18 protein-coding genes are annotated in these 22,175 nt (G+C 72.4%); 2 read left to right on the top strand and 16 right to left on the bottom strand.

Annotation, left to right across the window (positions count from 1 at the left end):
- Positions 1-303 precede the first annotated feature (303 nt).
- Positions 304-681, top strand: coding sequence for a winged helix-turn-helix transcriptional regulator (locus ACZ6YG_RS42145; protein ID WP_466021056.1), 378 nt, complete (start codon positions 304-306; stop codon positions 679-681).
- A gap of 109 nt (positions 682-790) precedes the next feature.
- Positions 791-1,249: a hypothetical protein gene (locus ACZ6YG_RS42140; protein ID WP_466021034.1), complete on the top strand. Its 459-nt coding sequence runs from the start codon at positions 791-793 to the stop codon at positions 1,247-1,249.
- Between the two features lie 130 nt (positions 1,250-1,379).
- Here the strand turns inward: ACZ6YG_RS42140 and ACZ6YG_RS42135 are convergent, their stop codons facing one another.
- The 16 genes from ACZ6YG_RS42135 to ACZ6YG_RS42060 all read right to left on the bottom strand — a co-directional run bounded on the left by ACZ6YG_RS42135 (position 1,380) and on the right by ACZ6YG_RS42060 (position 22,172).
- Positions 1,380-1,772, bottom strand: a complete 393-nt coding sequence (locus tag ACZ6YG_RS42135) for a DUF3147 family protein (protein ID WP_271277265.1) — start codon at positions 1,770-1,772, stop codon at positions 1,380-1,382.
- Entirely contained in the window at positions 1,769-2,110 is a 342-nt protein-coding gene (locus ACZ6YG_RS42130; RefSeq protein ID WP_148034966.1) for a DUF3147 family protein, read from the bottom strand. The genes ACZ6YG_RS42135 and ACZ6YG_RS42130 overlap by 4 nt, the downstream gene beginning before the upstream one ends.
- 132 nt (positions 2,111-2,242) lie before the next feature.
- Positions 2,243-4,879 carry a tetratricopeptide repeat protein gene (locus ACZ6YG_RS42125; RefSeq protein ID WP_466021033.1) on the bottom strand — a complete coding sequence of 879 codons (2,637 nt, stop codon included), beginning with the start codon at positions 4,877-4,879 and terminating at the stop codon, positions 2,243-2,245.
- 55 nt (positions 4,880-4,934) lie between these two features.
- Positions 4,935-5,978 carry a hypothetical protein gene (locus ACZ6YG_RS42120; protein ID WP_271277262.1) on the bottom strand — a complete coding sequence of 348 codons (1,044 nt, stop codon included), beginning with the start codon at positions 5,976-5,978 and terminating at the stop codon, positions 4,935-4,937.
- A 30-nt stretch (positions 5,979-6,008) separates the two neighbouring features.
- The gene (locus ACZ6YG_RS42115) at positions 6,009-6,614 is read right to left on the bottom strand and encodes a hypothetical protein (RefSeq protein WP_466021032.1); all 606 of its coding nucleotides are present in this window, start codon (positions 6,612-6,614) and stop codon (positions 6,009-6,011) included.
- A 31-nt stretch (positions 6,615-6,645) separates the two neighbouring features.
- Positions 6,646-10,632: a LamG-like jellyroll fold domain-containing protein gene (locus tag ACZ6YG_RS42110; RefSeq protein WP_466021031.1), complete on the bottom strand. Its 3,987-nt coding sequence runs from the start codon at positions 10,630-10,632 to the stop codon at positions 6,646-6,648.
- Positions 10,629-11,942: a baseplate J/gp47 family protein gene (locus tag ACZ6YG_RS42105; RefSeq protein ID WP_466021030.1), complete on the bottom strand. Its 1,314-nt coding sequence runs from the start codon at positions 11,940-11,942 to the stop codon at positions 10,629-10,631. Before ACZ6YG_RS42105 ends, ACZ6YG_RS42110 begins: the two co-directional genes overlap by 4 nt.
- A gap of 1 nt (position 11,943) precedes the next feature.
- Positions 11,944-12,342: a hypothetical protein gene (locus tag ACZ6YG_RS42100; protein ID WP_364233390.1), complete on the bottom strand. Its 399-nt coding sequence runs from the start codon at positions 12,340-12,342 to the stop codon at positions 11,944-11,946.
- Positions 12,343-12,371: 29 nt separating this feature from the next.
- The gene (locus ACZ6YG_RS42095; RefSeq protein ID WP_271277257.1) at positions 12,372-12,710 is read right to left on the bottom strand and encodes a hypothetical protein; all 339 of its coding nucleotides are present in this window, start codon (positions 12,708-12,710) and stop codon (positions 12,372-12,374) included.
- On the bottom strand, positions 12,710-14,458 hold the full coding sequence (locus ACZ6YG_RS42090; protein ID WP_466021029.1) for a hypothetical protein: 1,749 nt from the start codon (positions 14,456-14,458) through the stop codon (positions 12,710-12,712). The genes ACZ6YG_RS42095 and ACZ6YG_RS42090 overlap by 1 nt, the downstream gene beginning before the upstream one ends.
- A complete protein-coding gene (locus tag ACZ6YG_RS42085) occupies positions 14,446-14,826 on the bottom strand; it encodes a hypothetical protein (RefSeq protein ID WP_466021028.1) in 381 nt (126 codons plus the stop codon). Before ACZ6YG_RS42085 ends, ACZ6YG_RS42090 begins: the two co-directional genes overlap by 13 nt.
- 5 nt (positions 14,827-14,831) lie before the next feature.
- Positions 14,832-15,344, bottom strand: a complete 513-nt coding sequence (locus ACZ6YG_RS42080; protein ID WP_271277254.1) for a hypothetical protein — start codon at positions 15,342-15,344, stop codon at positions 14,832-14,834.
- A gap of 42 nt (positions 15,345-15,386) precedes the next feature.
- Entirely contained in the window at positions 15,387-18,596 is a 3,210-nt protein-coding gene (locus tag ACZ6YG_RS42075) for a hypothetical protein (RefSeq protein ID WP_466021027.1), read from the bottom strand.
- Positions 18,593-21,478: a pre-toxin TG domain-containing protein gene (locus tag ACZ6YG_RS42070; protein WP_466021026.1), complete on the bottom strand. Its 2,886-nt coding sequence runs from the start codon at positions 21,476-21,478 to the stop codon at positions 18,593-18,595. Before ACZ6YG_RS42070 ends, ACZ6YG_RS42075 begins: the two co-directional genes overlap by 4 nt.
- On the bottom strand, positions 21,475-21,783 hold the full coding sequence (locus ACZ6YG_RS42065; RefSeq protein ID WP_466021025.1) for a hypothetical protein: 309 nt from the start codon (positions 21,781-21,783) through the stop codon (positions 21,475-21,477). Before ACZ6YG_RS42065 ends, ACZ6YG_RS42070 begins: the two co-directional genes overlap by 4 nt.
- Positions 21,780-22,172: a hypothetical protein gene (locus tag ACZ6YG_RS42060; protein WP_271278247.1), complete on the bottom strand. Its 393-nt coding sequence runs from the start codon at positions 22,170-22,172 to the stop codon at positions 21,780-21,782. The genes ACZ6YG_RS42065 and ACZ6YG_RS42060 overlap by 4 nt, the downstream gene beginning before the upstream one ends.
- Between the last annotated feature and the right edge of the window lie 3 nt (positions 22,173-22,175).

Below are 22,175 nucleotides of genomic sequence, written 5' to 3'. Positions count from 1 at the left end.
CACGGTGTCCAGGCTCACTGTGTTCTGCCGGGGGCTCCAGTACGAGAACGTGGTCGAGGATCGTGTCGATGCTGATCACCAGCATGGCCAGACCGGTCTGCAGGCTGCTCCAGCCGCGCACCTCACGCCGATCGTGCCCGCGAGGCCGTCGCCGGGATGCTCAAGCCGGACCACGCCGTACACCAGCAGCAGCATCGCGCCGGTGATGCTGAGGGCGCCGGCCAGATCGAAGCCGCCGCAGGTCGGCCGCCCGGCCGCCCAGCAGCATGAAGCCGCCGTAGCCGAGCACTCGACCGGCGCAGCCTGCGCTTCACCAGGCTGCGCCGCATGATCGACGGGGTCAGCCGGCGCATGCTCACCCGTACGCTGCGGCACCTGGAGCGTGACGCACCAGAACGAGATCGCCGCCGCCCGCACCGCCTACGACGCCCGCGTGCTCGCCGAGGCCCACCGGCCCCAGCCGGCGCCGCGCCCGGCTCAGCGACCAGGAGACCGGACGGCGGATACTCGACACGGCCGTGGCGATGGTCCACCGCGACGGCCTGCTGCGGTCCGGCCACAGCGTCCCAGGGACCTTCGATGACACCACATCACATTCGCCCAGGAAACCGGATGCTTCTTATTAATTCCGGCAACACTGTGGGCTTTTGTTATGGACGGGCGGTAAGCATAAGCCCATAATCCGCGAATTCTGGCGGAAGAAGACCACATTTGTCCCGGCAAAAGAGAAGCGTGACCGCGTGGACCCCGTGGCGCGTTGGCTGGTACATCAAGCAAAGGTGATCCGAACATGACGATCCGACAGGTGGCGCCTCTCCTGATCTCCAGCACCCTCGCACTTTCGGCGGTGGCCTGCGCGGCATCACCTCCAGCCGATCCGGTGACGGAGCCGCGAGGCGCCACCTCGTCGGCCGCCCCGGCCGGGACCGCGGTCGCCACGCCATCACCTCTCCGCCTGCCGGGCATGGACGCCGGCACGAAGACCGTCCTCAAGGCGGGGCCGAGGAAGGGATCCATGGTCGTCGGGGACATCCCACCCGGCAAGGACGAACTGTGGGTGCTGTTCAATTGCCGCGGGCAGGGCAAGGTGGAGATCGTTCTGGAGCCGGGCATCACCATGCCCTTCACCTGCCTCGACGACGTGGTCAGCCCCATCATGAACCGCCTCGACCTCGGCGAGAGAAAGACCCTGACGGTACGGATCCAGGCCACCGACGCGGTCGAGTGGGCCCTTCGCATCACTCGTTGAGACGTGCCGGGAGCCTGGAACCCAGGGTCAGGAGGCCGGCGCTTCGGTCGAGGGCTGGTCGGTCTCGGTGCCGTCCGGGGCCAGGGCGACCTCGGGGGAGCCGAAGGAAGAAAGGCCGCGCCAGACCCGATCAGCGGGCGCCGAAGGCCTGGTACAGGGTGCCGGCGACCACCGCCCATGCCACGGTCGCGATCCCCAGCACCAGTGGAGCGGGCAGCCGGAGGGCCAGCGCCCATACGCACGCGGCGAAGGCGATCATGCCCGTCGCGCCCAGCACCGCGCCGCGCGCGTCCTGCTCGGCCGGATCGCGCCGGTGCTCCTCCTCCTCGATGAGGGTCAGCGTGGCGCCCAGGATGGCGGGAAAGGCCAGGAACACACCCCCTGCCACCGGCCCCCAGACGTGCCCGACCACCCCGGCGACCACCGAGACGAACGCGCCGAAGACGAAGCGCACCACCAGCCCGCGCACCGGCGTCTCCCGCAGCTTCGACGGCCGCAGCCGGATCCCGCTCCAGGCTCTCATGTCAGCAGCGCCCAGCCCGCGCCCGCGACGGTCCCCCACACGGCGAGCGCCGCCAGCGAACCCGCGAAGGCGCCCAGGCGACCCACGAGCGGCACGGCCGCCACACAGTACGCCACCAGCGCCACCGATCCGGCGATCATGCCGAGCGCGGACTCCGCGAGCGGGCCATGCCCCTCGTGCAGCACCGTCACCGTCATCCCGGCTATCGCCACGGCCGGAGCGGCGGCGAAGATGCCGGCGAAACGCTTGGGCGTCATCATCTCGCCGATCACCGCGAAGACCATCACGAGCAGGCCTCCGAGCAGTCCACGCCCCGCGATCCACCACAGCTGGCTCATCGAACGCCGGTCCGTCGACCCGCAGTCTCATCCCCCATGAATCATCAATACCACCGGGCGTCCCCGGCACCCTCGAAGGCCGGACGGTCCGCCGCGTATCCATCCAGGAACGACGGCGGGCGCGGACAAGGGTCATGGGTTCCGAAGCCCGGAAAGGCGAAGCTGCACGGTCGCACCGTCGGACGTCAAACCGCGGCGCGAGACCGCCGCGGCCTCCTCGGCGCGTTGCGTTCGGGTCAGCAGGAGCACGATGAGCGGCAGGGCTTCGGCGTTCCCGCAGCACACGACGGCCTCGCGCAACAGGCTCAATGCCACCTCCGTCCACCCCGCGTTGAAGAGCAGCACGGCGGCCTGCCGCACCGAGTCGGCTCGGCCTGCCCGCGAGGCTGCTCTCACGATGTCCACGGCTTCCGCCACGTGGCCGTCCTTGAGCAGCCGCCGCACGAGCTCCTGGATCGCCGCGTCGACTCCTTCCGCCGCCGCCGACCGCAGCAGCCGGTCGGACTCCTCGTGCCTGCCGAGGTCGCGCAGCGCCTGCGCCAGCAGGTAGCGGGCTCTGGCGCCATGTGATCCGACCCCGGCCTGGAGGACCTCGACACACTCCTCCTGTCTGCCCGAGTTCGTCAGCAGGTCGGCGAGAGCCGCGAGCGCTTGGTAGTCGAGATCGACCAAGCGGCGCAGGAGCTGCTCGGCTTCGGCCTGGCGGTCGCCCTTGAGCAGCAGCTTCGCCAGCAGCAGACCAAGTCCCGGATCCTTCTCCGGAGCGGCTCGTACGTCGTCCAGGGCTCGAACGGCCTTGCCCCTCATCGGCTCGTCGCTGAAGAGACCGGTCAGTTCGTTGCCCGCGTCGAATCTGCCGGCCATCATCCGCCGTCGCAGTCGCTCGGCGTCGAACCTGGGATCCTTCTGGCGCAGCAGGCGCATCAGTGCGCTCAACGCCTCGGGGAACGCCGTGGCCGCCCGCATGTCGCGTTCGAGCAGTTGCCATCCCGACAGCTGGGCCCGGCGACGGGAGGGCGTCGCCATCACCTGGTCGTCGAGGAGCCGTCTGAGCTCTTCCGCCTCGTTCGTCCGGCCGGCGCGCCGGAGGAGGATGAGCAGCAACCTGGCAGCCGACCGGTCCCCTCTCTGGAACGCCGTCCGGAGCAGTTGCTCGGCTTCTCGCCGGCGTTCACCGTGGTGCAGGAGGATCGCGAGTTCGCGTTCGGCCTGCGGGTCGCCGTTGGCGGCCATCCCACGGAGCGCCTGCTCTATTTCCCCGCCGCGGCGTGCCCGCCGCAGCAAGGCGAGCAGCAGGCGCTGCGCATGGACGTCCCCGGCATCGGCGGCCTGCCGGAGGACGTCCTCAGCCTCGCGTGACCTGCCCATCTGTCCCAGCAGTCGCCACAGCGGCGACCATGTGGACAGCCTGCCCCTGGCGAAGGACGCCCGCCACGATGCGAGTGCCTGGAGGTAGCGTCCACGGCTCGACGCGGACGCCCCCAAACGCTCGAGGTCGTCCGCATCGCCGCTGTGAACGGCCAGTGCTCGCCACATCTCGTCGGAGACCGGCGAGCAGCGGCGCGCCGCGCGACCCTGCTGGTGGATGAAGTCCGCGAGCACGTAGCCTTCGACGCGGTTCTCCGCCCGTGATGTCGCTGTCAGGAGGGAGATGCCGCCTCTGAGGGGCTCGCACGCGTACCCCAAGGAGTCCTCGAACCATCCTGGCGGAGCGGCGGCCCGTTGCGGCCCGTTCAGCGACGCGGCGCTGAGCTTGTGGAGCAGTTCGGCGGACAGCGGGCTGAGGTGTCCCAGCCGGCGTGCGTCGATCGCGGCGTTGACCACCGCCCGCTTGTACGGGTCCGGAGCGTCCTCCCATCGGCTCATGAGATCGGGCCCTCCGGCCAGGGTCTGGGTGACCCCGTATCCGTTGTCCATCGCCGTCAGGGCGGTGGCCAGCCGGGAATCGCGCTCGGCTACCTGGTGAGCGTTCCGCAGTTCGGTCGGGGTGAACGCGTCCGGGACGGAGATCTTCGTCGCGTTGTCCAGCAGCGCCCGCACCTGGTGGTGAGGATCGGGCACGCCAGGCCGCGGCGTCCTGGTGTAGGCGAACCAGTATTCGGGCCACATCGAGCCGATGACGACGACGTCCGAGGTCATGGTGAGGAGACGACGTGTTTCTGTCGCGACGGCCTCACCCTGGTCGCCGTCGAAGTAGATCTGGCTCTCGTTCAGCCACAGCACGGTGCGCGGCTCGACTCCTCCTTCCAGAGTGGTGAGCAGGTCGGTGGCGTGCAGGGGATGGAGGATCGTCCAGCCGGGCAGGCAGTTCAGGACGGCCTCGTACGCGCTGCGTGTCTTTCCGGTCGAAGAAGTGCCGACCAGCATCACGAGGGTGGGATGCTCCGGGTTGTCCAGGAGACGCCGGAGCAGCCGGTCGTGATCGCGCTGCACGTACGTGGGGAGCCTCCGGGACAGCTCCGGCCTCCCTGCCGCCGGATCCAGCGCGATCGCCGGATGCACCCCCAGGGCGATCGGGTCGCTCTCCTCGACAGTCGACGCGGACGTGGCCGTGGGGGCGCCGTGTCCGGCGGGGCGGGACTGCGCGATCTGGCTCACCACGGCCGCTCCGACGAGCAGAGCGGTCACCGTCCAGGTGAGCGGGACCCACCACCACGCCTCTATCTCCACGGTGCTGGTCGCCAGGTTCCCCACGAGCCCGATCGCCACCGGGATCGCGACCAGCGCCACCGGCGACGCCGCCCAGCGCCTCCCACGGTTCCCGTCCATGTGACTCATCATCAGGGCCCGCTCCCTTGAAGTCACAGGTTGCCGGCGACAGGCGTCAGCAGCAGTGCCACTCCGGCACGTCGACGACGATGAGCCGTGCCCCGCCGAGGACGAGGTCGTCCCGCGTCTGCTGCACGATGTCGAACGCGTGCACCTCGCCGGGCTCGCCCTCGCAGCCCATCACGAAGACCACCGGTACGAGTTCTCCGGGCCTGATGGTCAGGCCCACCGACTGGTCCCGGCCGTTCACGGTGCGGAGCTCGACATGGGCCGGGTGTTCCGCCGGGCGCAGGGGTGTCGCTTCCGGCAGGCCGCGCAGCACCAGCCGCCCGCCCTGGGCCAGCCAGGTGCGCTCGCGCGGCTCCTGCTGGCATGCCGCGGGCACCGGAGGGGGTTCGGGCTCGCCGTCGACCAGGTCGACGAAGGCTGTCATGAGCAGGTGCTCCTGCTCCACCCGGCCCATCGCCGTCTCGCGGTCGAGCTCCCACGCCCGTACGACGAAGTCGTCCGGTTCCGCTCCCGGGTTGGCCAGCCGGAACGCGAACGGCGTGCGGCGGCCGGCGTTGCGGATGACGGTGATGTTCTTCCATCCGTGGTGCCGATTGTTGATCACGTCGAGCTTGCCGCCGCTGAGCCTGGCTCCCTCGGGCGTCGGCAGGGTCTCGACATAGACGTTCGCCCCGACGCACAGGTGCCCGGTGTCGGCGTTGGGTCCGTTGATGAGGTCCGCGGTGGTCGGACGCCAGGTCACGTGGACCGTGCCGGGCGCGCTCTTCGTCACGGCCGTCGCAACGGTGGCCGTCCGTCCGTTCGCGCCGCCCGAACTCGGCCGGGCCGAGTCCGGCCCGATGTAGCCGGGGGTGTAGTCGCACACCCACGTCTGCACCTTGACGCTGGAGCGCGGGTCGGTGCTCATGCTGTCCACCTGGACGTGGACCCAGTTGTCCACGCCTGTGATCGCGTGAGGGAGGCTGTTGCCGCCCGTATCGGTGAGCCAGATCGAAGGTGAGGCCCAGAACGCCGCTCCTTGGGGGATCACGTCGCTGCCGTCGTCGCCGCTGTCGTACTTGATGTAGAGGTCTCCGGGCACTCTGGTCATGGTGAACGCCTCTCCTTCTGTCGATGACGGTTACGACGGGACACAGGTGATCTGGAAGCAGGTCAGCGAGACGACCGCGGTCGAGCCCGCGCCGTCGAGCTCCGCGGTGAGGTAGTAGCGGAACTGATCGTTGTCCACCTTCGACGCCGCTCCCGCGGGGGCGACGGCCGAGGAGTCGAAGTTGCCGTTGCTCAACGTCAGGCCCACGAGCAGCTCGGTGGTGGACCCGGCGGCCAGGCTCTGCCGGCGCAGGTTGACCGACAGGTTCCCGGAGTCCTTGCGCCCGCAGGCGCGCAGCTCACGGATCGTCGCCCCGTGCGGCAGCGTGACGGACATCATGCCGCTGGCGTCGGTGGCGCCCGACGGTTTGTCGGCGCCTCCGAAAACGTGGTTCCACGGGTCGGTCAGCGTGATCAGCGTCGGCGTCAGGGTGAGCTTCACCGGTTTGGGGACGGGCGTCTGGGCCAACGCGTCGAGCGCGTCGCTGACCTTGTCCATGATGTCGGCGATCCGGGCGAACTCGGCCTCCAGCGCGTGGAAGCGGACGTTGAACCCGTTGTCGCCCGCCGCCCGGACCCGGTCGACGTTGTCCACCCAGTCCTTGTGCCGGAACTCGGGCGTGTAGGTCACGGCCATCGTGGTTGTCCTCCTTGGGGAATGCCGCCGGTCATGGGTCCAGCCCGAACGTCCAGCCGGGTGGCCTCGGGCCGTGAGCGCGGAAGTCCGGATAGGTGTACGGCGGGAAGGCGTCGATCAGCGCGGCCTGGAGCTCCAGCACGTGTGCCCGGATGACACGCGTGTCGACCTCGACCCCTATCGGGCACAGATGGCTGAGCACGTTCATCACCAGGTCGTACTGGTCCTTGCGGATGACGACGCGGCCGCCCTCGCGCTCCACCTCACGCAAGCTCTCGGCCAGTTCCACGCGCATCGTGTACGCGGGCGTCGCGTCGTTCCACTGCTGGACGGCCCGTACCTGTACGGTTCCCGCCCCCTGGGCGAGCACCGAGGCCCACGGCCGGGTCGTGCTGGACAGCCGCGCGTCCGCTCCGCCCGTCAAGCGCACCGACCACACGAGGCGTTCGCCGAGCCCGGTGCCGAGCGGCCAGCAGGTGAGCAGCGTGCCGTCCGCGGCGTCGAGCACGGCGACCGTATCGGGCACGTCCCCGGTCGAGGCGACGTAGCAGCGGCCGGCGTCCGCCGTCACGGCGGTGGCGCCGGGCAGGGGCACGGACGCGGGAAGGCCGGGCGGCGCGTGCGCCGTCCCGTCCGGTCGGCGCAGGTGCACGCGTCCGCCGGCGAGATCGACGACGTAGAGGACGTCGGCGGACGGGGCGAGCGCGAGAGCCGCCGGCTCGGCGCCCACGTCCGTGAAGGTCGCCTGCACGGAGGCGGCGGCGAGATCGACGACCAGCAGGGACGACGCCCCGGGCACCGTGACGTAGGCGCGTGCCGCCCCCACCGCGAGGCCGTGCGGCGCCCCCGGCAGGCTCACGATCTGCGCGGCCGTGAACGTGGGGAGGGACACCGCCCGCAACCGGCCATCCTGCGTCGCGGCCCACAGCCGGGCGCCGCCGGGCTCGCAACGCACCGCCACCACGGGTGAGCCGAGGCTGAGGACCCGGGTCACGGTCCGGGTGACGGGGTCCACCTCGGCGACGTCCCCAGATCGCAGGGCGGCATAGGCGCGGGCGCCGCCCGGATGGTACGTCACGTCGGTGGGCGCGGCGGGGAGGACGATCTGCCCGGCCACCCGGTGGTCCGCGGTGCTGACGACGGTGAGCGTGGTGTCCCCGGCGTCCGCGACCAGGAGCCGGGCACCGTCCGGCGCCGCGGCGATCGCCCGCGGGCCCAGCCCGGCTTTGACGCAGGCCCTCACCGTGCCAGTCTCCGGATCGACCGCCGACACGCTGCCCGTGCCGCCGTTCACCGTCCACACCTGACCGGCCGCGGCCGCGAGCGCGCACGGCTCCGCCCGGGCGACCCGCAAGGTGACGGACGCGCCCGCGTCGACCGTCACCGGGCCCTCGATCGGAGCGGCCGGGCCGGCCTCCTGCGCCAGCGTGAGTTCCGACCCGTCGTTGGCGACGTAGCCGAACCCTGCCGCGTGCGCCAGAGCTCCCAGCCTGGCGAGCGACGCCGTGGACGTCCCTCGTCTCAGGGTCACCGCGCGGCCGGCGCCCGCCGGTCCGTCGTCGGCGGGATCCCAGGCGGACCGCAGCTCAGGGTGCCCGGAGGGCAGAAGCGTGGCCAGCGCCGCCAGCCGGGCGGCCAGCGCCGGATGCACGCGGCGGGTCCGCGGCTGGCTTCCCGGAGGGCGGCCGAACGCGACCGGCGCGTCCACCAGGTAGACGGGATGGACGCGTTCGTCGTCGCGCAGCGGGCCGGGAGGACTCGGGCCGAGCCGGCCGGACGCCGCGACCGAGTCGCCCGCCGCCAGCTCGGCCAGGCCGATCCGCAGCAGGCGGGACGCCGAGAAGGCCCCGCCGCGGTGGCGGACCTGTACCTGGGCGAGCAGGTGTCCGGGCCGCTCGGCGCTCAGCACGACGTCCCGGAGGTCGCTCTGTCCTGTGATGCGCGCCCGTCCCTCCCCGCACGGCATCACCGACCACCGGACGGAGGCCCCCAGGGGTGGCGCCGGTTCCAGCCGCAGCCCGATGGTTTGGTGGATCAGCAGGTCGAAGCCGTTCTCCGGAGTGGCGTCACCGCCGGGACCGGCCACGATCTCCACGGACGCCGTCGAGCGCACGGCCGCGTACACGTCCCCGCTCGCGAGTCCGGCGCCCGGCCGGTGCGCGACGAAGGCGAAGCCGGCCCGCGCGGCCTGCGCGGCCAGCCGATCCGGCGGCAGTGCAGGATGGGCCAGCACCAGGGCGCGGCCGACGGCCCGCAGGTCCTCGGCCGCGGGATCGAAGCCGGCCAGTATCCGCAGCCGGCCGGCGACGCCGCTCGCCGCCAGCGCGCCGAGCAAAGTGCGCAGGGCCACTCGGGTGCCGGTCCGCATGAGCCGTGGATCGCCCGCCGCCGGAGGCTGGGCGAACTCCACCCGTGGGTCGCTGCCGTCCACGAGCAGTTCCGCCGCGAACGCCTTGTCCCGCGAGGGCGGCTCCAGGACGTCCGCTTCGCCGAGCCCGCGCCGTCCGGTGTCGTCCAGCGTGCCGCCCGCCGGGACCGCGACCGGAAGCACGGTCAGGGCATGGGTGGCCTGAACGAGGGTCGCGTCCGCGTCGGTCACCACGAACGGGTCCGCCACCCCGGCGAGCGTGCCGACGACGTCGTTGAGCGCCGCCTGCACCCCGCTCCGCGTCGGCAGCACCCAGCGGCGGAAGATGCGCAGGCGGAGCCGGTACCCCTCGTCGGCCTCGCCCAGCACCGGGTGGAACGCGGCGCGGGCCGCCGACGACAGCCGCACCTCGTCGATCGTCCCCGCGAACGTGCTCGTCGCGTTGACGCCCTTCCTGCCGATGCGTACGGGTTCGGTGTTGGCGAGGGCGCCGGAGAGCGCGGGCAGGCCGCCGGTGGCGGTGAGCGGAGCGGCGGCCACGACCTCACCGTCGACGACGAGGCGCGCCTGGCCGGCGGCGCGGTCCACCACGGCGGCGAGATGCGTGAAGCGGGCGGTGGGGAGCGGGCGGTCGGCGAACAGGTCGCGTGACGTCGTGCCGTCCCCGATGCGCAGGCGCACGTTGCGCGGGATGCCGCGGCCGAACGCGCCGACGCTCAGAGCCCAGCCCGGCAGCGCGGCGTCCGCCGGGTCGGCGTGCTTGGACAGCACCGCGCCGTCACCCGTCATGGTGTCGGGCTTGACGAAACACTCCGCCGTGAGGCTCGCGGTGGCGCCGGTGGACAGCGCGGCGGCGTGCGGGACGGCGATCTCGGCGTCCAGGACCGCGAACCGCATCGCGGTGCCGAAACGGCCGGGCGACTCGGCCTGCACGCCTGCCGTGGCGGCGCCCGGATGCCCGGCGCCCCCGCCCAGATAGAGGGGCCAGGCGTCGCGTACCGAGGCACCGCGCGCGTCGTCGAGGTGGTACAGCGCGACGGTGCCGTCCTCCTGTCCGTACGGTTGCGGCGGGAACCGCGGAACGCCGAGGTCGTATCCGATGCGATCGAGTGTGGCGCCGGTCACCCGTTCGCCCACCCGGGCCAGGGCCCTGACACCGGCCACGTGCCGGTCGAGGACGTCGCGTTCGGCACCGGCCACCCACAACAACGTCGCGAGGTTGCCGAGCAGCGCGGTGACACGCCACTGCTCCGCCACGTGACCGGCGGAGGGCGGCGGCTGGGCGCGCAGGGAGCGCAGCACGGCCTGCCCCTCGTCGCCAGGGCGCAGCACCACGCCGAACGAGGTGCCGGCCACCGTTCCGGCCGGCACGGACACGGTGGCGGTGCCGGTCCGCACGCCGCCGGTGGGCTGGGGCACCTCGTAGCCGATGATGAGCGTGGCCGCGCCGGGCACGTCCGTCACCGCCGTCAGGACGAATCTCGGCTCGGGCTCGACGCCGAACCGTGCTCTGTGCTCGGCGAAGTCGTACAGGACGATGTCCGCCTCGCCCGGTCCGGCGGACGGCACCAGGGTGAGGTCCACGGTGTCGGCGCCGCGGCTGAAGGGAACCGTGAGGCCGGCGGTCATCCGCCGGAGGGAGGCCGTCATCGCGGAGTGACCTCCAGATCGAGCAGCGTGGAGTCGACGGTGAAGACGGCGATCTCCGTGGGGCCCATGGTGAGGCTCTCGCCCGGACCGGCCTCCACGACGTCCGCGGCGAACGCGACCTGCCCCAGCGTGATCCGGCCGAACGCAGGAGGGCAGCGCCGCAACCGCAGGTCCTGCACATCGCTGACGCCCGGCTGCTCGACGAGGGCGCGCATGACCTGGCTGAACAGGACGTCACCGCCCAGCGCCAGGCCGCCGACGTCCGCGGCGAGCCGCTCGGTCAGCGCCCCCACGAGGGCCTGGCTGTCGTAGCCCGGCTGGGTGACGAGCCGGGCCCGCAGCCCGACCTCGATGTGGTCGGCCTCGACGACCTGGGGGTGGATGCCGACCGGCCGCACCCTGTCGATGGCTGCGGTGACCTGTTCGAACAGGCCGGTCACCGTGCCCGGCGGCTCGGTCCGCCAGGGGCGGGCGAACTCGTGGGCGACGACGACGCTGAAGAAGTACGGCTCGCCGAGCCGGCGCTCGTCGCTGAAGAGACGCTGGTCGAAGGGGAACGCGCCGAAGTAGCTCTGCGACACGTCCACACCGCCGAGCGGGTCGGACAGCAGGACGTCGACCACTCCGGGGACGGCGAGCACCGCCTCGCGCACCGCCGCCGGCGTCCACATGGTCCGCGAGCGGCCGAGCAGCCGGCCCCGGTAGGCCTCGTCGTCCTCGTGGTCGGCGCCGCCGGTGAAGGGGCGCTGGTTGGTCACCCGGAAGCCGGTCGGCGGAGCGACCCCGAGGTAGTGCCGCTGGAAGTCCGGGTCGACCTCCGTCACGGCGCCGACGGCGACGTCGCCGCCCGGCCCGGCGGCGAAGGCCCGCGCGGCGACGGTCGCGGTGTCCGCGCCGGCGCTGAGCCGTACGGTCGCGGTGGTGTGGAAGGCGACCACCGGGGCCGGGGCGACGAGGACGGTCCCTTCCGGAAGCACGTAGACGCGCCCCGGCTGCGGGTTCTCGACGGTGATGGTCACCTCGCCGGCGGCCGTCAGGTGCGGCCGGTCGAACCCGAGTTCCTCGCCGAGCCGGTCCAGGTCGTCGCCGATCGCGGAGGACAGGAACCTTGAGTAGTAGAGGTCCTCCAGACGCCGCCACAGCCGGGCGTCCTCGGCGGCGGTCACCTGGAGGATCTTCAGGAGCGGGCTGGTGGGTGACAGGTCGACGTCGTCGCCGAAGGCGGACCGCGCCCGCGCCACCGCCTCGGCGAGCAGGGTGGCGAACTCCTTGCGGACGAACCCTTGCGAGGTCACCCCGAACGCGGCCATGTCAGATCGCCACCTGGAACGGGAGCGTGTGCTGTGCGCCGTCCACCGTCAGGACGGTGACCTCGACCCGCCAGAGCCGGCTCCTGTCGCCGGGCGCCGGATCGAGTACGGCCACGTCGCGGATCTCGCGGACGCGCGGATCGCCGCCGACCGTGCGCACGAGACTGAGCCGCAACAGGTCCTGGGCGGTCCGGGCGCTGGTGGCCTGGGCGAACACGGCGGCGACGTCGAGACCGTAGGTGGTGGCGAACCGGTCGCTGCCCAGCGGTGTCAGAACCCGCAGGGTCAGCGCCTGCGCCAGGTTGGGCAGCCCGGAGACCTGGGCCAGGCGCCCGTCGTCGAGTGCGAGGTCGCCGTCGCGCAGTTCCAGGCTGTGACCGAGGCCTGTCGTGCTCGGCATGTGGTCCTCCTCGGGACGCTCGGTGGGGTTCAACGGGCACGCAAGATCGTCTGGCCGGGCGACAGCACGACGAGCGTGCCCGGCGGGTTGCCGTTGGTCAGGCCGGTCACGGTGTCGAGCAGCGCCGCCCGGCCGCCGTCGGAGAGCGTCGCGGCCATGCCGCCGGTCACCGAGACCACCGCCGTGCACGGCACGATCCCGCCCGGTGCCGGCTTGGTGCCGCAGCCGCTGATCGGCCGCCCGTCGAGGTCTCCCGCCACGAGAACCTTGGCCCCGCCCGCGGTGAGCGTGGCTGCCCCGGCGCCGAGCTGGACTGTTCCTCCGTGACCGCAGCCGATCGAGGCGTCGGCGTTCAGGACGTTCGGCATCAGGCCACCTCCACGGAGGAGCCGCGCAAGGTGATCTTTCCGTCGGCGAGGGTGATGGACGCCGATCCGCTCTTCAGCGTGACGGTCCGGCTCCCGGCGTCCACGGTGACCGCTCCGTCGGCGGCGACGGTGACCGTCGTCCCGCTCTCATGCTCGACGACGAGCTTGCCGTCGAGGTCGGCGGGGACGTCCGGACGCTCGCCGACGTCGGGAAGGAGCTTCTCCCCGACGGTGACGCGCAGGCCCTTCGCCTGCAGTACGCGCCTGCCGGCGGCGTCGGTGAGGTCGTTGACCCCCTTGCCCGCCGGCAGGCCCTTGCCGTCGAGTCCGGTGGGCAGGCAGAGCCACCAGTCCCCCGCCTTGTTCTTCGGCGGCGAGTACGCGGGCTTCTCCGGCCAGAGGAAACCCGTGACGACGGCGTCGTTGACCAGTCCCCTGTTGTGTGCGAGTACGGCCCGCATGCCGGGCAGCACGGGCACCATCAGGCCGCAACGGTGGAAGGCGAAGGGCGAGGCCATCGGGCGGTCGTGCAACTGCGGGGTGTGATCGACCTCCGCCTCGATGCTGGGCGCGACGACCTCCGCGTCCGGTGTCTGCCCGTAGTGGAGGTTCGCCAGGTGCCGGCCGTCCTTGTACCGGGCCACCTCCCCCACGTCGATCGCGGGGCGTTCGCCGCGGACCGACTCGGCGATGTCGCGCATGCGCTGGGCGACTCCCTCGGCGCCGGTCGTGCGTACCGCCTTGCGGCCCGGCTCGGCCGCGACGAGCATCACCTCGCAGGTGTACCCTCGGCGGCTGTCGAACAGGTGGCGGACCCGCTCCACACGCAGAGGGCCGGGCAGCGCGTCACGCGGGTCGTCGGGCACGAGGACGGCGGGGCGTCCCGGGCGGACGGCGGGGTCGCCGAGCACGGTCAGCTCCACGCTGGTGCGCGCTTTCACCGGAACTTTCGGCAGGCTTACGCCGGCGAGCGCCGCGGCGGCGGCCGCGGGTCCGCCGCCGTCGCCGGTGGGCGGCGGATGCGGAACGAGGTCCTCCGGGTCCTCCTGGACGTGGTCCAACGCCACGATGTCGTCGGCCGCCGTGAAGCGCAGCGGCGCGCCGGTGCCCACGACAGCGCCGATGCGGATCGTCCTGTCGCCGATGACGAGCGGTGCCCGGGCGAACTCGGAGATGTCCCGCAGCGCCTGCAGCCCGTCTCCCGCGCGCAGGCTGAAGTTCTTCGCCTCCGGCAGCCCGGCTGCCGAGGCGACGATGGTGGTTCCGTCCGTGCTCGCGGCCTTCGCCACCGCCTCCACGCACGCGGCGAGCGACCGGCCGCCCGGCTCGCCCTCGCGCACCGCCGTACGCAGCAGCTGGAACCCGGCGAGTTCCATGCCGCGCAGCTCGGTCTGCAGTTCGCCGGAGCTGCTCACGCGGGTGCGGATCGACGTGACGACACCGCGCAGGACCGGGTCGGAACGCCCGTCCGGGTCGTCGAAGTAGCCGAGGTGGAGCGAGATCGACAGCGGTTCCCCGCCCGCGAGCCCGTCGGCGTGCCGCGATTTCAGGGTCTCGACGACGTCGGCCGGCAGGTTGGTCAGGGTCGCGCTGAACGTGCTGGCCACGGCGCCGCTCAGGAGGTCGAGCCGGATGTCGGCGTCGAGGACGTACTCGGCGCCGAACACGTCGTTGGACACGCGCAGCGGCAGCAACCCTCCGGGTCCGGCCTTGTCGACCTGCAACTGGAACCAGATCACGAAGCCCATCGCGTCGCCACCCCCGCCAGCACCTCTGACCCGAACGTCCCGGCCGATCCCAGGTTGCGCGGGTCGACGACCATCGACAGCACGACGAGGGCCAGCTCGGCGCCCTCGTACTCCAGCCCGGGCACCAGTTTGCGGCGCAGCACGATCCGCTCCGGTCCGGGTGACTCGCGGGTCACGGTCGCCACTATGAACGCGCCCGGCATGGGCAGCGTCAGCTTCCGGCCGCCGGCCAGCAGCGTCTCCTCGACCACCGTCACCGTGAGCGCGACCGTGTACGTGGCCGGGCCGAGCGCGAGCCGGAAGGCCTGCGGGAAGCCCTCGTCGGCGTTGACGGGCAGTCTCATGTACCTGGACAGGTCGACGCTCATGGCCTTCACCCGGCCAGGGGGGTGGTCGCGACGCGGGGCATGGGGGCGGCCGGCGGCGCCGGGCCGGACAGGGCCGTGCCCGCCGCGAGCGCGAGATCGGCGGCCTCGCCGAGGATCGCGGTGACGCTCGACCGGGGGACGTGCCGGAGGGTCAGGCTGACGTCGAGCGCCTCCCGCCTGTTGACCGACTGGGTGAACCGCAGATCGGTGATCTGCATGTCGAGGCTCACGGTCAGGCCGGACACCACCGGGATGCCGGTGACGGCGAGCATCGGCGCGGTGGCGGCCACCATCACCCGCGAGACCAGGGCCAGCGCTTCGAGCTGTTTCTTGACGAGCAGCCGGTCGGGGCCCGGCAGTGTGGCCTCGATCGCGATGGTCTTCGTCGTGGGCGCGATCGCCTGCGAGAAGCGGCTGCCCGCGATCCGCTCTATTTGGTATCCCTCGGTGATGCTGAGGCTCTGGACGTACAGCAGCGGCACTGTGCCGATGAGCACCGGGGTGTTCCGGTCGGCCATCTCCCCTCCTTCGGCGGGACGTCGTGGGCGGTCGTCGGCGGTTCACAGCCGGTAGGCGCGCAGGTTGCCGGCGCCGAGCCAGGTCCGGAACGCGGCCTTGGCCGCGGCCGGGTCGTGCCCGGCCACCGTGAGGGCGCGGGTCAGCTCCGGCGCGTCGAAGAGCCGGAGCATGCGCTGCCCGAGGTCGGGCAGCTCCGCGGCGACGTTCGGGTGATACAGGTAGATGAGGTCGGTGTAGCGGGTCGCCGCGTGGGCGGTCAGATCCTTGACGATCTGCGTCTCGGCGAAGGTCGCCGCCCCTGACAGGTTGGTCTTGACCTCGACGCTGACGCGGCCCCGGCCTGGTATCTCGGCGAGGATGTCGACGACGCGGTCGGCGCGCGGCGCCTGGAACTCCAGGGAGGTCGCGCCGAGGTCATGGACGAGCGTGCGGGCCGCGTAGAGCTCGCCCCAGCCGCCCTGGACGGCGTGCTCCATCCGGCCGGCCTTGCCGACGTTGCGTTCGAGCATGCTGTGCAGCACGTCCTCCATGCCCATGAGGTCGCGGGCCGGCAGCCTGCCGGCGATGTCGTCCACCAGCACCAGCAGGTCGGCCCGGTCCGCGGCGGCGAGGTCGAGCGCGCTGTCCCAGGCGAAGCCGCCGGTCTCATCGCTCATCCGGGCCAGGTGCTCCAGCCCTGAGAGCTCCCGATCCTGCAGCTGCCCCAGCTGGGCGGCGAGCCGGTCGCGCTGGGCGATCCGCTCGGCGGCCTCGGCCGCGCGGCCCTGCTTCCGCAACCGGGCGGCGGCCTCCTCGAACTCCTCGAGTTCGGCCAGCAGACTCCTCCGGCCACCGGCGCGGAGCCGTTCGAGAGCGCTCCCCGCCGCCTGGGAGATCCGGCGCGACAGCTCCTCGAAGGCGGCCGTCTCCCCGCCGGCCAGCCGGTCCAGCAGCCGCTGGAAGCACGCGGGGTCCGCGATCTCGGCTCTGCGCAGATCCAGGCCGTGCAGCAGGCCGTCGACCGCCCGCATGTCACCGCCGTGGCGGCGCAGCATCGTGAGGTAGACGTCGCCGCCGATCTCGGCGACGAACGTCAGCGATCGCGGCCAGTACGCGAGCGCCTGCAGCGACTCCGCTCCCAGGCGCTCGACCTGGGCGGGCCGCAGCGCGCCCAGCGCGCGCGACCACGCTCCCAGGCGCTGCGCGGGGACGGCGTCCACCAGGTTCGCCAGCGATCGACGTTCCCAGCCGGTGTCGATCAGCCGTCGCAGGGCCGCGACCATGTCCTCGGTGACGCCGCCGACGGCCTCGGCCCGGCGTTCGAACCGGCGCGCCAGGGACAGCGCGTCCGCCAGCCGCTGCACGTCGGGCATGACGTTCCTGGCCTTGGCGAGGTCCCGCAGCACTTTGCTCCTCGCGCCGGCCGGGACGTCGACGAGCTCAGCGAGGCGGACGATCTCGGCGAGGTGCCCCTGGGGGAGCAGTCGCAGGGCCCGCGCGGCGGCGACCTCGTCCTTGAGCATGGCGAGCTTGGTCAGCGCGGACACGAACCGCTCCAGCTTGGACAACTGGCCCGCCGCCTCGGCGGTGCTGCCGAGGCGGCGCAGTGACGACAGCACCTTGAGCAGCGCCGCCAGCCGTTCGGTCAGCCGGACGCCGCCGAGCGCCTCCTTGATCTCGCCGATGCCGACGAACCAGCTCAGGATCTCGATCGCGAGCGCGGTGGCCAGCGTGTTGGCGAGGTCACCGGTGATGCGGGCGCCGCCGCCCCGGCGCCCGTACGGCGTGCCCAGCTCCTCTGCGTACTCCAGCCCGGCCATCGCGGTGCGGATGGCGCCGTCGGCCTGCTCGGCGAGCAGCCGGAGCATCTCCAGCGCCTTCGGGTCGGGTGGGATGCTCGTGGCCCGGTCGACGACGATCGCGAACTCGATGAGGTGGCCGATGCCCTCGATGAGCTCCGCCGGGGAGTGCGTGAACAGGTCCACGACGCCTTCGATCGTCGAGCGCACCCACAGGCTCAGACCGTTGGCGGCGTTGCGCAGGCGGCGGATCGGGTCGGGAGCCCCCGGGTCCGCCCCGATCTCCGGCAGGAGGCCCAGCTCGCGGAAGAGGGCCACCACGAACCGCGGGCTCATCGGGCCCGGCGGGCGGGCGCGTCCGAGGATGAGCAGCAGGTCGATGACCGGGCCGTCGAGCGTGGCGAACAGCCGCCCGTAGGCTTCCTTCTCGCGCAGGATGGCCGCCATCGCCTCGAGTTCGGTGCGGCTGCCGGCCGAAGCGATCAGCTCGACCATGGTCCTCTTCTGCCGGGCGCTCGGCCACAGCAGCCCGGACAGGGCGGCGAGGAACGCCGCGCGCCGTTCCCACGGCATGACGGCGAAGATGTCCCGGTCCATGGTGACGATGCGCTCCAGCATGACCTCGTCGTCGGTCGTGCCGGGCTCGGCGCCGGTGCCCTCGGCCGTCAACCGGGCCGCGGCGACGCGGGCGGCGACGGCCGGATCGACACGCTCGCCCGCCGGTGTGCGTGCGAGTTCACGGCTGATGGCCGAGGGCCGCCAGGAAGCGCCGCGGCTGAGTTCGCACACGAAGCGGCCGTCGCCGGTGACGGTCATGACGACGCGGAAGTCGTTGAGCGGCAGCGTCCTGCCGCGCTCGGTGGCCTGCAGGCCGGGCACCGCCTCGGCGTCGTCACCCGCCATGACGGGAACGGTGCTGCCGAATCGGCTGATCAGCAGGTGCTCCGCCAGCGGCACCATGACGAACCGGTCGGCGGGGTGCCGGCCGCGGCGTTCCATGACGGTGAAGCCGTGCGCCCCGTAGAGCGCCCGGCCCCACTGCAGGGCTCGGGCGAGGGACGGCGAGGTCACGTAGGGGTCGTCGCCGGTCCAGATCCATACGTCCAAGGACAGCTTGATGATCGCCATGGCGGGGAAGGCGGACCGGACGAGCACGTCGCCGAGCGGCAGCCGCTCACCGCCGTCCGCGGCCTGCCGGATCGGGATCGCGACCGGGGCTCCTCCGCCGTTGTAGCCGGGCATGACCCACCATGCTCCGTCGGCGTCGGCTCCCCACGGCTCCCCGCCCGTCCCCCGTCCGCCGGCGGCGGGCGGGGCCGGGCGGTCCGCGCCGCGTGTCCCCAGCGCGCGGCGCACCCCCGCGGCGACGGCCGCCTGGACGCTCCTTCGCGTCCGCTCGTCGCCCTCGCCCGTCCAGCTGACGATCACCGGTTCGGACACGGTCATGGCCGGTTCGGCCGGATGGGTGCTCATTCGGTGACCCCCGGGGTGGGCCGCAGCCCGAACTTCACCTGGACGGTCTCCCGGTTGCTGTTGGGGTTGTGGAACTGGAACGTGAGATTGTCGGCGTCGACGGCGCGACGGTAGTTCTCCGCCAGCGCCTTCTCCAGGTTGTGGTCCAGGCTGACGCGCCGCTCCTGGATGGGGATGTCGGCGGCCTTCGGCAGGTCCACGAGGCCGGGGGGCGGGTCGGCCACCTTGAGCAGCGGCGCCTTGCCCTGGAGCGGGAACGCGAAACCGGCCTCGTCGAGGAAGCGCGCCGCGCCGGGGTCGGCGCGTGCCAGCGTCCAGAACTCGTCGCGCACCCTGTTGTAGAGGTCGAACATCTCCTGCCTGCCGGCATGCGCCAGGGAGCGGTCGCCGACCACCTTCGCCCGGGCCCGCTCCCATATCGGCCCCAGGGGCGTCTGGTCGAGGCGGCGGCCGATGACCCGTCGCACGCGCGCGAGCGCCGCCCGCGACGTCTCGCCCGCGGCGCGCGCGATGTGCTCGAGATCGACGCGCACGCGTTTTCTGCCGGGCACACGGATGTCGTCGATACGCGGAGTCTGTCCCCCCGTGACGCCCGGCCGGCTGGCCCGGCCCTCGATGGCCCCGGTCAGTTCGGCCACTTCGTCCCCGGTGGCGAAGAGGTCGGCGACCTCCTGCCCGGGCCGTCCCGCGTGCCCTTCCATCGCGCTCTCCGCGGCGCCGGCGCGCAGTTCTCTCGCCGTCGCCCGATCGGTCCAGCCCATGTCCTTGAACAGGACGTCCAGCTCGTTCAGGCGTTTGGCGTCGCGTACCGTACGGCCCGCTCTGACGTCGGCGACCGCCGACTCCAGCACCCGCGCGCCCGCAGTCCCGGGCCTCACCTGGGTGAGCGCCCGGTAGGCGACGTCGGCCTCGCGTGCCGAGAGCCGGTAGTCGCGGGCCAGCGTGGCGACCGTGACGGAGGCCCGCCCCGCCTTGTACACCTTGGCCGCGGCGGGCAGCAGTACGGAGGCGGCCAGAACGGCGCGATCCACCGTGCTCAGCTTGTTTCCGAACAGGTCGTACCCGAACGCGGCCTCCCCCGCGGCGACGATGGACCCGACGACGGGGATGAAGCCGATCCCGACCTCGATCGCGGTCTGCCACGCCGGGATGTCGATCCGGATCTCGTACTTCTCGGTGTCCGGATATGCCTGGGCGAGCAGGTACGCCTCGTACTCGGCCGGGTGGGCGGCGAGCCAGGCCTGGAAGTCGGCGGCGACGCTGGTCCTGGTGAAGTCCTCGTGGTGCATGGAGGCGATGACGTCCCGGAGGAACCCCCTCCCGATGAGGTCGCGGACGGCACTCTCCTGCGCCGATTCCCACACCAGGTAGCCGACGCCGCTCTCGCGGTCCTCGATCGTGTAGGGCTCCCGCACCCGCCACACCCGCGTCTTCAGGAAGTCCAGCGCCTCGTCGAGCTTGCGGCCGGCGGCCTCCCAGTGGGTCTTCGAGGCGGCCTCCGCGGTGACCTCCCGGTCGCGGCGGAGCTTCTCGGCCACCTCGGCCCTCACCTCCGCCTCGACCCGGCCCACGTAGAAGCGGGACCACACCTTCGCCGGGTCGTACCTGACGAGCGCGTCGTCGGCCTGCCGGTCGAGCCAGGCGAGGTAGTCGGCCAGCGACGCGCCCAGCCGGAGCTTCTCGGCCTGCGGGACGACGTCCGCCGTCCGTTGCATGGCGCTCGCCAGCTCCAGGAACCGGGTCCTGGCCGATACGGGTGCCGGCCGGGACGCCTCACGCAGGGACGCGCTCCACAGCGCCGGCCCGGTCTGGCGCAGGAACTCAGGAGTGCGGTGGTGCTTCTCGATCCAGGTGTGGTAGCGGCCGAGCGCCTGGGCGGTGAACTCGTCGTCGGGGCGCACCCCGGAGACGTAGGCGAGCAGTTCGCGCAGCTTGTCCAATTGTTCGGAGCGTGGCCGTTCCACTCTGCTCGACGTGTACCAGAGCAACCCGCGCGTGGGCCCGTGCCGAGGGGCGTACAGCGACCCGCGCTCGACGACCGCCACCTTGACCAGGGGATCGACGTAGATGAGCGCGTCCGTGTAGGCCCTGACGACCCGGTCGGGCAGATCCGCGGGCAGCAGGCCGGTGGCCTCGATCACGCGGTCGAGCATGGGCAGGGCGAGACCGCCCGGCCCGAGCACGTAGTCACGCGAGACGTCCTTCTGCAGGTGGGGCCCGAGCCACACCTCGACCCGGACGGTGTCGCCCGGCATCAGATAGCCGGCGTGCGGGTCCATCCGCCGCTGGAGATCGACGAGGTGGTCATCGGCGTCGGACGGGACCTCCCGGCCCAGCGTGGCCCAGCGGCCGCTGAGCCGCATGGCCTGCACGACGCGCATCAGGTCCACCGGCGCGAGGCGGAGGAGGATCCGCAGCACCTCCCTGGCCTCGGCGTCGGTCACCGCCCAGTCAGTGATCCCAGTGCCGAGCAGCTCGGTGATGCGGCGCAGCGCGGCCTGCTGCGCGGCGGGGCCGGTGACGGCCTGCGGCGCCGGGCGGGCGGCGTTCCGCTGCGTCAGCGGGACCCGCACCGGCCGCGCCGGGCCCTGATAGGACATGATGCGGTAGCCGCCGCCCGTGGGCTCTCCGCCGGAGGCCGGCGGCTCATACGGGGCCACCGGTACGCGAGAGGCGCCGGCCGTCGCGGGCGACGTGCCGGAGTCGTCACCGGTGACCCCGGCGGGGCGAGCGCCGGCCAGCGCCCGCGCCGCCTGCTCCGCACGGCGGGCGACCAGCCGCGCCACGGCGTTCTCCAGGCGCGTCAGATCCTCGGCGGTGGGCGTCCCGACCAGCCGGATCCGGATCGGCACCCGCACCTCGACGCCCGGCGTGCCGGTCACGCTCTGCCCTGCCGCCGGAGCGCCACGTCGAGCTCGTCGAACACGTGCCTCGCCACGGCGCCGACCTGCTCGTCCGACAGCTCGCCGACCACCTCGACCTCCACCGGGAAGTTCCAGACCACCCGGGTAGCCCCGCCCATCTGCGAGAACACCGCCTCGCTGCCCGGCGCGGGCACCACGTACTCGCCTTCGTGCACCAGGGCGATCCCGGTGCGTTCGACCCTGCCACCGACGTCGAAAGCCGGCATGACGAACAGGCCCTCGCCCTCGTCGGCGCCGTCGGCGGCCTCGCCCGGCCAGGTCATGACTCGACCCCCGGGCTCAGTGACATGCAGGTGAAGCTCGCGCTCGGCGCGCCGTCGATGACGACGTTGCTGGGATTCACCGACGTGATGACGCACCGGCTGAACTTGAGCGACTTGAACGACCAGTCGGTGCCCTTCTTCTCGGCGACCGTGATCTCGAACTCCTGGCCTTTCACCGCGAGTTCGGTGAGGTCCGCCACCACGGTGCCGATGGCCTGCACCGTCATCGTGAACGTGAAGGTCTGAGGCTGGCGCACGTAGCCCAGGTTGTCCGCCTCGATCGAGTGGATGACCAGGTGCGGCACGTTGAAAGTGGGCGTGAACTGGGAGATCGGCGCGACGACGGTATTGCCGAGGCGGATCTCCAGACGCGTGTTCCAGTCGGGCATGGC

It is taken from the genome of Nonomuraea sp. NPDC054003, from assembly GCF_055585125.1.
Note: the sequence above shows the minus strand (reverse complement) of the source record. Positions and strands in the feature narration are given on the sequence as shown.

Bases quoted from the DNA above. Each gene is read 5' to 3' on its own strand.
- ACZ6YG_RS42140 (WP_466021034.1), top strand. From the start codon at position 791: ATGACGATCCGACAGGTGGCGCCTCTCCTGATCTCCAGCACCCTCGCA.
- ACZ6YG_RS42135 (WP_271277265.1), bottom strand. From the start codon at position 1,772: ATGAGAGCCTGGAGCGGGATCCGGCTGCGGCCGTCGAAGCTGCGGGAG.
- ACZ6YG_RS42130 (WP_148034966.1), bottom strand. From the start codon at position 2,110: ATGAGCCAGCTGTGGTGGATCGCGGGGCGTGGACTGCTCGGAGGCCTG.
- ACZ6YG_RS42125 (WP_466021033.1), bottom strand. From the start codon at position 4,879: ATGGACGGGAACCGTGGGAGGCGCTGGGCGGCGTCGCCGGTGGCGCTG.
- ACZ6YG_RS42120 (WP_271277262.1), bottom strand. From the start codon at position 5,978: ATGACCAGAGTGCCCGGAGACCTCTACATCAAGTACGACAGCGGCGAC.
- ACZ6YG_RS42115 (WP_466021032.1), bottom strand. From the start codon at position 6,614: ATGGCCGTGACCTACACGCCCGAGTTCCGGCACAAGGACTGGGTGGAC.
- ACZ6YG_RS42110 (WP_466021031.1), bottom strand. From the start codon at position 10,632: ATGACGGCCTCCCTCCGGCGGATGACCGCCGGCCTCACGGTTCCCTTC.
- ACZ6YG_RS42105 (WP_466021030.1), bottom strand. From the start codon at position 11,942: ATGGCCGCGTTCGGGGTGACCTCGCAAGGGTTCGTCCGCAAGGAGTTC.
- ACZ6YG_RS42100 (WP_364233390.1), bottom strand. From the start codon at position 12,342: ATGCCGAGCACGACAGGCCTCGGTCACAGCCTGGAACTGCGCGACGGC.
- ACZ6YG_RS42095 (WP_271277257.1), bottom strand. From the start codon at position 12,710: ATGCCGAACGTCCTGAACGCCGACGCCTCGATCGGCTGCGGTCACGGA.
- ACZ6YG_RS42090 (WP_466021029.1), bottom strand. From the start codon at position 14,458: ATGGGCTTCGTGATCTGGTTCCAGTTGCAGGTCGACAAGGCCGGACCC.
- ACZ6YG_RS42085 (WP_466021028.1), bottom strand. From the start codon at position 14,826: ATGAGCGTCGACCTGTCCAGGTACATGAGACTGCCCGTCAACGCCGAC.
- ACZ6YG_RS42080 (WP_271277254.1), bottom strand. From the start codon at position 15,344: ATGGCCGACCGGAACACCCCGGTGCTCATCGGCACAGTGCCGCTGCTG.
- ACZ6YG_RS42075 (WP_466021027.1), bottom strand. From the start codon at position 18,596: ATGAGCACCCATCCGGCCGAACCGGCCATGACCGTGTCCGAACCGGTG.
- ACZ6YG_RS42065 (WP_466021025.1), bottom strand. From the start codon at position 21,783: ATGACCTGGCCGGGCGAGGCCGCCGACGGCGCCGACGAGGGCGAGGGC.
- ACZ6YG_RS42060 (WP_271278247.1), bottom strand. From the start codon at position 22,172: ATGCCCGACTGGAACACGCGTCTGGAGATCCGCCTCGGCAATACCGTC.